Genomic DNA, 10,974 nt, shown 5'->3' with positions numbered 1-10,974 from the left:
ACCACCTGGTACGAGCGCAGCCGGGCGGTGCGGGGAACGCGCGCCTGGCCGGGCACGAACACGCAGCCGCCGTCGCTGCCGTAGGTGAAACCGTGATAGCCGCAGACCACCTTGTCGCCGTCGAGCCGGCTCGGTGCCTCGGACAGCGGGTACCGGCGGTGCACGCACCGGTCGCTCATCGCAACGGCCTCGCCGGCCTCGGTGCGCCAGAACAGGATCGGCTCCTCGCAGATGGTGCGGGAGAACAGTTCGCGTCCGACCTCACGGCCGTAGGCTGCGACGTACCACTGGTTGCGGGCGATCGTGGACATTATTTCCTCCACTAGCAGGTTCGTGTACTGGCCGAGAAAGGCGGCCGTATAAGTTCTTTCACGTGAGTGTGTCGATGCCCCGTGCGCATTGCGAGGCCCATTTCCGGATGCCGGAAGGTTTCGTGTGGTGCTACCTCTGTGTCGCCCTCGGGCAACCGGAGTCAGCCCGTCAGTGGGTGAACATTTCTCGCGAGTCTGTCCCTGCGGATCCTTGTCGGTGGGATTTCCGGGGGAATGCTGTCGAGGGTTCTTTGGTCGACTTGCTTTCGCCCGTCGCGGCGCCGGCCGCCGTGCTGGGTCGGCCGGCGCAGCATTATCAGAACGGATAAATAGCCAGGGTGGACTGCTCTGTTAGCCACTGTGTTTCGGTGAATGCATCGATATTTGCGGCGACGCCGCCGATGCGCGCGCCAGTGCCGGAGGCTCCGGTGCCGCCGAACGGGATGACTGCTTCGTCGGCGACGGTTTGATCATTGATGCGAACCAACCCAGTGGGGATGGGTTCGGCGAGTTCGAGTGCTCGCATGGCGTTGTTGGAGAGGATGCCGAGTGGCAACCCGTACTGGCAATCGTTCGCAATTGCCACTGCCTGATCGAGGGGGGAGAAGGTGGTCACCGGTGCCACCGGGCCGAACACCTCGTCGGCGAATGCCGTTGTGTGGGTCGGGACGTCGGCGAGAACGGTGGGCCGGTAGAAGAGGCCGTCATGAGTGCCGCCTGCTGCCAGCTGTGCCCTGATCGCCACACTGTCAGTGACGAGGGAATGGACGTGGTTCCGTTGTTTCTCATCTATCAGCGGACCGAGAGCGACCTGCTCGGTGAACGGATCGCCGATGGGGAGTTTGTTTGCGCGTTCGGCGAGAGCAGCGACATAGTCGGCGGTGATCGACTCGTTGGACCAGATGCCGCCTGAACGTCATACAGATCTACCCCTGGTGTATGAACGAACCGAATGCCCCCACCGAGGTCGCCTTGTCGATATCGACGTCGTCGAGCGCGATCAGTATTGTTGCCGCCCAGCTCGAGATGCGCGCGCTTGAGGTGCCGTCCGGCCAGCTCGCCGATTGCCCGGCCCGCCGCAGTGGAGCCGGTGAAGGCGATCACCCGAACGTCGGGATGCGCCACCAGGGCTTCATCGGTGTCGGCGCCGCCGGGAAGTACGCTCAGCAGACTCTCGGGGAGACCGGCCTCCTCGAAGATCCGGGCGAGCACGACCCACCACAGAGTGCGGTGCGCGGGTCCGGCTTGAGAACAACTGCGTTGCCGAGCGCGAGCGCCGGCGCCACCGCTCTGATCGAGAGAATGATCGGGAAATTGAACGGAGCGATCACACACACCACACCCACCGGGATTCGGCGCGAGGTGCTCAATCTCGGCTGTTCCGAACGCAGCATCTCGCCATACGGGTGTGCGGCGAGTGCGGGTGCGTTGTAGCACTCCTCGGCGGCCACATGAGTTTCCAACCCCGGAAGGAGCGTGATGAAGGTCATCCGGGTCGGCACGATCAGCGCTTCCCGGAGCACCAGCGATCGCAGACCTCGTCGATGGCATGGAAGACCGGTTGGTGGCCGAATGCGAGGCGAAGGGCATCGCGGGCAACGCGTCCGAGCGGAAGCAGGTGGAAGGGGTCGAGCCCGACGACCAGGCTCCCGAGTAGGTGTGCGCCTCCGGCGCCTCGATCCGCTGTCTCGGGATTACACGGTTCGGCCGGCCAGCTCGTCGGCGCCGACCCAGTTGCCGTGCAGTCCGGACTTGATGCGGATCGGCAGTGACAGCGTCGCGACGGGCGGCCGGTCGACGTGCTGGGCGTCGAGAATCACCAGGTCGCTGCGCATCAGGTCGCGGCGCGCCACCACCACGAACACATATCCCTGGCCTTGGCCGGCCTGGTCTGGATGGCCGGGGACGAAGATCGGCTCGCTGACCGTCGAGTTCTCGCCGGGATCGTAGAAGTGGCCGCGTCCGGTGGGGAGGTCGACCGTGCCGACCCACCGGAACCCGCCACCTGACCTGCAACTACCAGGGAGATCGTTGATCGCCAGCACGCCCCAGTTGTACTCCAGGGTCTCTCGCCGGTCGTCCATGCGGGGGAACTCACCTGCCGCGTCCATCAGTCGGCGCTCCGTGAATCCCTCCGACGTGCCCGACAGGTCGATGGTCCAGCGCGAGAGTCGCGTCTTGCTTCGCTCGGGGTCGTAGGGTGCACCCGTCATGTCCGGGAACCACGGGAAGAAGTTGGTCTCGGCTACCGGGGCGTCGATGTGCAGATAGCGGCCGTCGTCGAACGCGCCCATGATGTGGCTGGCGAAGCGGTTGGAACCACGGAACCAGCGGAGGTCTTTCGCCGAGCCCTTGCGTGGGAGGACGCCGAGGTAGACCGTCTCGTCGGGATCCCAGAAGAACTGGGCATTGCCCTGTTCGATCCAGTTGCTGCTACTTCGCAGCGGCACGACGGGGAAGACGACGTAGTTCTGCGTCACCGCGAAGTCATGGATCATGCACGAGTAGGGGGCTTTGATCCAGGTCTCATGGATGATCTGCCCGCCGGAGTCCGCCTCGTAGTAGGCGATGTCCGGTGTCGCCTCGCCCTTGGCGGCGTATCCGAAGAACACCATCTCACCGGTGCAAGGGTCGATCTTGGGATGCGCGGTGGAGGTCTCCGCGGTCAGTGCGCCCTGAAAGTCGTATTCGCCGAGCGTCTCGAGCGTGACGGGGTCGAGGAGAATGGGCGGGCTGTCCTCCTTCGAGGCGTACAGCCGACCGCCGTGGAAGAAGACATTTGTGTTCGCGAGCCCGCGCCGTATCCCGGCCACCGATGGGTCGTCGGTGAAGCTGTTGCGATATGCGCCGAACAGCGACTTGCCGGCCTTCTCCTCGGCGATGAAGCGGGGAGTCCGTACATATCGGGATCGGAAGTCCACGCGGCCCTTTTGGAACGAGAACGACATCGCCATGCCGTCGGAGTTGAACAGCGCGAGATCGTGGTCCACGAACGAGGGGTAGTGGCGGTCCACCACCACGCGGTAGTACGTGCCGTCGAGGTGCTCGGGGACCTCACCCTGTGTGCATTCGAGGTCGGTGATATCGGCCTCGACTCGCATCGGAGCCTCGAACGGGTCTTCGGTGACGGGGAAGCGGACCATGAGTGTCTCCTGTGGATTCCGGACGCGAGATCGTTCGCGATCCCGCACACGCAATCACCAGTCCCGAAGGCGGGCCAAGGTTCCGGTCGCCCGATTCCGTCATGTGGAACGCAGCGGAGGGTCGATGCTCAGTTCCGCATCCGCGCGGTGATCGTGTCTGCGGCTTCCATGACACGCGGCGCCAGCGCCTCGATCTCCGACCGCGTGTGCAGCCGCGATCCGTGTTCCGACAGCACCACCGCCCCCACGACAGCGCCTGTGGAGAGCACGACGGGAGCGGCCACTCCGGTGATGTTCGGTTCGAACTCGCCGACGCTCACGGCCCAACCGCGCTGACGGACCCTGGCAAGGTCTTCGAGCAGCGCCGTCCACTCGGTGATCGACCGCTCGCTGTACCGGGCGAGCAGTCCGCCCGGAAACCGCCGCCGCAGCTGTTCGGGCGACTCCTGCGACAGCAAGGCCTTGCCGCCGGCGGTGCAGTGCGCGGGAAACAGTTTTCCCAGTGCCTGTGCCGGGGGGCGGGTCCGCGTACTCGGCAGACTCTGGACCACTCGTGCGTACTTGCCCTCGAGGACGTAGAACGCGACTGCTTCCTCGATGTCCGCGTGTAACTCCTCCAATACCGATCCTGCTGCTTCGCGCAGGTTTCGGGAACCGGTCACCGTGAGTGCGATCTCGTGCATCGCCGGACCGATCACGTAAGGGCCGCCATGGTTGTCCTGCCGCACGAAGCCTGTGCGGCGGCAATTGGTGAGAAATGCGATGCGCCGTCGACGATGCGACGTCCAGTTCCCGGGCGACCTCGCTGACCGTGAGTTGTCCGCGCTGGGCGATGAGGAGTACTGCCCTCAGGGCGAGTTCGGCCGACGTCGACGTTTCCTTACGGGGGTTGAGCTGGGTCATCGTGCCGCACTGTCCCACATGACGGAATCGGCAGGTCGCAACCTTGAGTCGGCTCCGCATCGCGGTGTTAATTCGGTGATCACCATCACATGAACATGATGCCAGTGCGCCGGTCCACGGCTTTCGGGGGCCGGGGTGCCAGCCCTTCGGGAAAGAGGACGACCATGACCGAGACGATGATTCTCGCCCCTCGGATAGAAGACACCGTCGCGCGCCTGGCCCGGCGGGTCGACGTGCTCGAGGGCGAGCTGGCGGTGCGGCGATTGCAGCACCAGTACGGCTACTACCTGGACAAGTGCCTGTACTCCGAGGTGACCGACTTGTTCAGCGATGACGCCGAGGCGGTGTTCTGCGGTGGCATCTACCGGGGCCGTGCCGGGATCGAACGCCTCTACCTGCAGCGCTTCCGGGAGCGATTCACTCAGGGACACAACGGCCCGGTTCGCGGGTTTCTGCTCGATCATCCGCAGTTGCAGGACGTCGTGACGGTCGATCCCGACGGAACTGCCGCGCACGGTCGGTTCCGCTGCATCATGCAGGCCGGCGTGCACGAGTCCGTCCGGGATGAATTTCCCGGCAAGACCTCGTACGAGCAGTGGTGGGAGGGGGCGCTGTACGAGAACGAGTACGTCCGTGAAGACGGGGTGTGGAAGATCAAGCGGCTCGACTACCGGCCGTTCTGGCACGCCGACTACGGCAGAGGCTGGTCGCAGACCCCGCCGATGACCCAGGTGATTCCCACCGTCACCTTTCCGCAGGACCCGGTAGGACCCGACGAGATCGTTCCCGGTTACGAGCTGTTCCCGAACACGGACGTCGTAGGCTTCCACTACGCCCACCCCGTCACCGGTGAGGCCTGGCAGTCGTGAGCGCACCGTCGACCGCCGCCGATTTCCGGGAGCAGATACCCGACCGGTGGAGGACCGCCGATCCGTCCGGCTCGCGCGTCCCCACCTCGCTCACCTACGGCGAGGTGATCAATCCCGCCCGCACCGGCGAGGTGGTCGGCCGCTACGCACGCTGCGGGGCCGGGGACGTCGACCGGGCCGTGTCGGCGGCGCGTGAGGCATTTCCTCATTGGCGTGACCTCGGGGCGGACCGCCGTGCGGACCTGATGACTGTCGCTGCAGGAGTTGCGGACGGCCTCGTCGAGCGCATCGCAACGCTGCTGACTCTCGAAATCGGCAAGACGCTGGGCGAATCGCGGGGCGATGCCGGGGGAGCCGGACGCCTTCTGCGTGAATTCGCCTCCTATGTCGGGGCCGCCGAACGGGTGGTGGATCTCGGCGGTGCTCCCGGGGCGGGCGGTGCCGCCGAGGTGCTGGTCCGACGGGTTCCGCTCGGCCCGGTCGCCGTGATCTCCCCGTGGAACACCCCCGTTCACCTGGCCTTCACCGCGATCGCGCCTGCCCTTGTCGCAGGTAACACCGTGGTGGTCAAGCCGCCCGAAGTCGCCCCGCTCGGTCTCACCGCCCTGCTCACCGCGCTGGCGGACGTGCTGCCCGACGGTGTGCTCACAGTGGTCCCCGGAGACGGTACGACGGCGGGCTCGGCCCTGACGTCGCACCCGGACATCCGGGGTGTGTTCTTCACCGGCGGGATCGCCGGCGGGCGTGAGGTGATGAGGACGAGTGCGGCGACGGTCAAGAAGGTCGCCATGGAACTCGGGGGCAACGACCCCGCGGTGGTGCTCGAATCCGCCGTTGTCGACGAGTCGATGGTCCGGGAGCTGGTGGCAGGCAGCCTCGGTTGTGCCGGCCAGATCTGCCTCAACGTCAAGCGAATTTATGTGCATCGCAATCATTTCGACGAGTTCGTCACCGCATACACCGACCTGGCGGGACAGATCGTCGTCGGCGACGGCTTCGACCCCACCGCCGACTTCGGGCCGCTCGCCACCGAAGACGGGTACCGCCGCGCGTACCGGTTGATCGACCAGTCCCGTGCCGCCGGCGCACACGTGCGCAGCATGGGGCGGATCGCGGACTCCGCACGGTGGGACGAGGGCTACTACGTGCTTCCCACCGTGGTCACCGGACTCGACCCGGACGACGAACTGGTGGTCACCGAACAGTTCTGCCCCGTGATCCCGATCCTGCCGTTCGACAGCGACGACGAGGCCGTCGCCGCCGCCAACGGAACCGACTTCGGTCTCGCCTCCTCGGTCTGGTCGCAGGACCTCGACCACGCCCGGAGTGTCGCGCGGCGAATCGAGTCGGGCAGCACGTTCGTCAACGTGCACAGGCTGGGCGCATCCGTCCCGTCGGCGCCGTTCGGAGGAATCAAACAGTCCGGCCTCGGCCGCACCCATGGTGAGTACTCGCTGAGTGCGTGTACCGAGGAGCACGCCATCATCAGGTTCGCCGATGCCGCGGCGGATCTGCCGGGCATCGCCCGCTGGGATCACCTCCGCAGGACCACACCGCATTCGATCGAAGGGACGGATCAGTGACCGACACAGGCTATCGGCGGATTGCGACCGAAGAGGCATACGCCCCGCCCGAACTGTTCGATCTGTACCGCAGGTTGCTCGAGTCGGGAAGCTCGGGTGACCGCGGCTTCGAATCCCTCATGGGCTTCTACTTGGGCAGTAGTGCCCCGAAACCGGTTGCCGTGCGCCGCCGGCTGCAGGACCTGGGCGACGAGCGGCTCGCCGACATGGACGCCACCGGCATCGACCACCAGATCCTCGCGCTCACCTCCCCGGGCACCAACGTCCTGGACGCCGCCGCAGCCCGCGAGATCGCCACAGTCACCAACGACCGCCTCGCGGATGCGTGTCGTCGTCACCCGGACCAGTTCTCTGCGCTCGCCGCGCTGCCCCTCCAGGACCCCGATGCGGCGGTCCGGGAACTCGATCGTGCCGTAGGCGATCTCGGACTTCGTGGCATCATTGCGAACTCCCACATAGCAGGAAGCTACCTCGACGAGCCGAAGTACCAGCCCGTCTTCGAGGCCGCCGAGGACCTCGGTGTCCCGGTGTACCTGCACCCGAACACGCCGAACAACGAAATGATCGGTCCTCTCCAGAAGTCCGGCCTGGACGGCGCGATCTTCGGGTTCGGTGTCGAGACCGGCATGCACCTGCTGAAGTTGATCACCTCCGGCTTGTTCGACCGGTACCCGAAGCTGAAACTTGTTGTCGGGCATCTCGGCGAGGCCCTGCCGTACTGGCTTCACCGGATCGACTACATGCATGCCGCTCAGGTCGCTGCCGGCCGTTACGACGCGATCCGTCCGCTGCAACGCAAGCCCAGTGAGTACTTCCGGCACAACATCTGGCTCACGACCAGCGGAATGCCTTGGCAGCCCGCCATTCTCTTCGCACGTGAGGTCGTGGGAGCCGACCGAGTGATGTACGCCATGGACTACCCGTACCAGTTCGTCGCCGAAGAGGTGAGAGCACAGGACACCCTGCCGATTTCCGAAGAAGAGAAGAAGGCGTTCTTCGAAACCATCGCCACTGACGTATTCGGACTACGGACACCCACAACCGCGGGCGCACCTCACTCGCTTTCTCTCGGGAGCTGATTGTGACCATTCTCGACGACATCAAGGACTCGGCCATGAGCCGATTCCAGATCATCACCATCGCAGTCTGTCTCGCCGTCATGGTCGTCGACGGCTTCGACGTGATCGCGATGTCCTTCTCGGCGCACTACGTAGCCGACGAATGGGGTATCTCGCCCAGCACGCTCGGTTACGCACTGAGCGCATCCACCGCGGGCATGGCGATGGGTTCGCTGATTCTGGCACCGATAGCCGACCGCTACGGCCGCCGAATCGTGGCGCTCGGCAGCCTCGCCGTCGCCGCGACGGGAATGTTGTACTCGGGAGTGGCCGGCAGTTTCGAACACCTCCTGGCCTCCCGGGTGATCACGGGCGTCGGGATCGGCGGTGTGATGGCCACGATGGGCGTCATCATCGCCGAGTACTCCTCGCGGCGCCGGCTCGGACTGACCATGGCACTGTTCGCCACCGCCAACGGAGCGGGAGGTGTGCTCGGCGGACTCCTGGCAGGCGACCTCATCCCTGCCCACGGTTGGCGAGCGGTGTTCCTGTTCGGCGCCGCCGCTACTGCGGTGGTTCTCGCCGTCGCCGTCGCCGTGGTGCCCGAATCGCTCGACTACCTCGTCACCCGCCGGGACGACAAATCCGTTCGGCGACTGCACCGACTTGCCTCGCGGATGGGACGTCCGTTGTCCGAGATCGGCGAGGCGGCAGTCTCCGACGAACCGCCACCCGTACAAGGCCGCTACTCGGACCTGTTCACGCGGGGTACCGCTCGCTCCACGGTGTTGCTCACGATCGGGTTCGCTGCGCTGATGGCCGGGTTCTACTTCATCCTCGGGTGGACCCCGCAACTGATCACCCAGGCCACCGGCTCCGCCGAGACCGGCATCAACGTGGGTTTGCTGCTCCCGCTGGGCGGCATCGTCGGATGCGTCGGGTTCGGGTTGCTCACGGGGATCACGCGCATCCGGCCCCTCACAGTGGTGGTGCTCGCGCTGGCGGCCGTCGCGACGGCGGTGATGGCCTATTCGATCGCCACCGGTTCCGCCCCCTATGTCGCCGCGCTGGCGCTGGGGATCATGTTCAACGCCGGAGTCAGCGGCTACTACGGGGTCATTCCGCAAGCCTTCCCGGCTCGTGTGCGCACCACCGGATTCGGATTCGTTCTCGGCGTGGCACGAATCGTCGGTATCCTGTCCCCGATTGCCGCCGGATATCTTCTCGGAATGCTCTCGTCGGCCACGGTGTACGCGCTCGTAGGTGTGCTGGTGGGTATCTCCGCAGTGGTGTTCGCCGTACACGCCCGATCGCGGGTCACAGGCCAGCCGACCGACCTGCCACCGGATCGCGAACTGGTGGTACGGGATACCGAAAGCGCTTCTTCAGAAACGAAAGGGATGACAACACGATGACCGAGCTACTCGCCACTCCAGTCTGGGAATCCGCCGTCTTCGCGGGATCCTGGGTACCCGGTCACGGGCCGGACCTTCCCGTGATCGAACCGGCCACCGGCAAACAACTGAGCACGGTCGGCGGAGCCACGCCCGAGGACGTCGATGCCGCGGTCGCCCAGGCCGTGGAGGCACAGAAAGCATGGGCGGCAAAGCCGTTCACGGAACGCGCCGCCGTGCTGAGGAGGGCAGGACGGCTGCTCGAGGAGCACGCCGAGGAAATTCAGCAGTGGGTGATCCGGGAGAGCGGCGGCATCGGAGCCAAGGCTGGACTGGAGACTCACGTGGCGGCGGAGGAGTGCTACAACGCGTCCGCCGTGGCGGCGCATCCGTACGGCGAGGTGCTGCGGTCGGAGCAGCCGCGAATAAGCTTCTCCCGGCGCATCCCGGTGGGAGTGGTCGGCGTGATCGCGCCGTTCAACTTCCCGATCATCCTCGCGATCCGGGCAGTGGCCCCGGCGCTGGCGCTCGGAAATGCGGTGGTCCTCAAGCCCGACCCGCGCACCGCGCTCTGCGGTGGTGTCGTGCTCGCCCGCATCTTCGAGGAGGCGGGTCTCCCCGAGGGGCTGTTGAGCGTGCTGCCAGGAGGCGCCGACACCGGCGAGGCCCTGGTGGTCCATCCCGGTGTACGCGTGATCGCCTTCACCGGATCGACCGCCGCGGGCCGGGTAATCGGCGAACTCGCCGGGCGGCACCTCAAACGAGCCCACCTCGAACTGGGAGGAAACAACGCGCTGATCGTGCTCGACGACGTCGACATCGAGAAGGCCGCGTCGGTCGGCGCATTCGGCTCGTATATGCACCAGGGCCAGATCTGCATGACATCCGGGCGGCATCTGGTACACGAATCGATCGCCGCCGACTACGTGACAGCCCTTGTGGAACGTGCTGACAGGCTGACCGTCGGCGATCCGTTCACCGAGCAGGTGGCCCTCGGACCGCTGATCGACGAGAAACAGAGAGACCGAGTGCATTCTCTCGTCAGGGCCAGTGTCGACGCCGGTGCGCGACTGGCGGCGGGCGGTAGCTACGAGGACCTTTTCTACCGACCCACCGTTCTCGCCGATGTCCCGACCTCTGCGCCGGCGTTTGCCGACGAGGTGTTCGGACCGGTTGCACCGGTGACGACGTTCGCGACGCTGGATGAAGCGGTGGCGATCGCCAACGACTGCGAATACGGACTGTCGCTGGGAATCCTGTCCCGCGACGCCATGCGCGCACTCGAACTGGCCGAGCGGATTCCGACCGGGCTGGTGCACATCAACGATCAGACAGTCGCCGACGAGGCCGTGATTCCCTTCGGCGGCAYCGGATCCTCCGGCAACGGTGGCCGGATCGGCGGCATCGCCGCCAATCTCGAGGCGTTCACCGAAACCCAGTGGGTGACGGCGCAATCCACTCTTCCGACCTACCCCTTCTGACGAACCTGTGAGTACTTGTCAATCACCGATGGTTGTGTCTGAGTTCAGGACATGCAGGACGGTTGATGTCTCAGGACATCGAGGACACTGACGACCCGTGCCCGTGACAATCGGGCATGGGTGGAAAAGGGTTTTCGATGAATCCGGACATCGTGGCCGCGGTCTCGGCGGTCGCAGGCGGGGCACGGGTGAACGTGTCCCGCCTGTGCCGAGAGCAGGGCATCTCCCGCAA

8 protein-coding genes and 1 pseudogene are annotated in these 10,974 nt (G+C 65.7%); 5 read left to right on the top strand and 4 right to left on the bottom strand.

Going from position 1 to position 10,974, the window contains the following annotated elements; all coding sequences use genetic code 11:
* The 4 genes and pseudogenes from AC1D1G_RS34000 to AC1D1G_RS33985 all read right to left on the bottom strand — a co-directional run.
* Nucleotides 1–311, bottom strand: a 311-nt coding sequence (locus tag AC1D1G_RS34000; protein WP_477955516.1) for a Rieske 2Fe-2S domain-containing protein, incomplete at its 3' end; no start/stop codon positions are given.
* Between the two features lie 316 nt (nt 312–627).
* A pseudogene (locus AC1D1G_RS33995) lies at nt 628–1,834 on the bottom strand (aldehyde dehydrogenase family protein); the annotation flags it as partial.
* A gap of 171 nt (nt 1,835–2,005) precedes the next feature.
* Entirely contained in the window at nt 2,006–3,454 is a 1,449-nt protein-coding gene (locus tag AC1D1G_RS33990; RefSeq protein ID WP_477955515.1) for a carotenoid oxygenase family protein, read from the bottom strand.
* A 128-nt stretch (nt 3,455–3,582) separates the two neighbouring features.
* Nucleotides 3,583–4,137 carry an IclR family transcriptional regulator gene (locus AC1D1G_RS33985; RefSeq protein WP_477955513.1) on the bottom strand — a complete coding sequence of 185 codons (555 nt, stop codon included), beginning with the start codon at nt 4,135–4,137 and terminating at the stop codon, nt 3,583–3,585.
* Between the two features lie 384 nt (nt 4,138–4,521).
* Between AC1D1G_RS33985 and AC1D1G_RS33980 the strand changes: the two genes are divergently transcribed.
* The 5 genes from AC1D1G_RS33980 to AC1D1G_RS33960 are packed head-to-tail and all read left to right on the top strand — an operon-like array spanning nt 4,522 to nt 10,742.
* Nucleotides 4,522–5,226 (top strand): nuclear transport factor 2 family protein, encoded by a 705-nt coding sequence (locus AC1D1G_RS33980; protein ID WP_477955512.1) that lies wholly within the window; start codon nt 4,522–4,524, stop codon nt 5,224–5,226.
* On the top strand, nt 5,223–6,809 hold the full coding sequence (locus AC1D1G_RS33975) for an aldehyde dehydrogenase family protein (RefSeq protein ID WP_477955511.1): 1,587 nt from the start codon (nt 5,223–5,225) through the stop codon (nt 6,807–6,809). The genes AC1D1G_RS33980 and AC1D1G_RS33975 overlap by 4 nt, the downstream gene beginning before the upstream one ends.
* Nucleotides 6,806–7,888: an amidohydrolase family protein gene (locus AC1D1G_RS33970; RefSeq protein ID WP_477955510.1), complete on the top strand. Its 1,083-nt coding sequence runs from the start codon at nt 6,806–6,808 to the stop codon at nt 7,886–7,888. The genes AC1D1G_RS33975 and AC1D1G_RS33970 overlap by 4 nt, the downstream gene beginning before the upstream one ends.
* Before the next feature lie 2 nt (nt 7,889–7,890).
* Nucleotides 7,891–9,282, top strand: coding sequence for an MFS transporter (locus AC1D1G_RS33965; protein WP_477955509.1), 1,392 nt, complete (start codon nt 7,891–7,893; stop codon nt 9,280–9,282).
* Complete coding sequence (locus tag AC1D1G_RS33960; protein ID WP_477955507.1) at nt 9,279–10,742, top strand: benzaldehyde dehydrogenase; 1,464 nt, start codon at nt 9,279–9,281, stop codon at nt 10,740–10,742. Before AC1D1G_RS33965 ends, AC1D1G_RS33960 begins: the two co-directional genes overlap by 4 nt.
* Nucleotides 10,743–10,974 lie beyond the last annotated feature (232 nt).

The organism is Rhodococcus sp. P3_B8, from assembly GCF_056402775.1.
The sequence above is the reverse complement of the archived record's forward strand: the minus strand, read 5'-3'. Positions and strand labels throughout refer to the sequence as shown.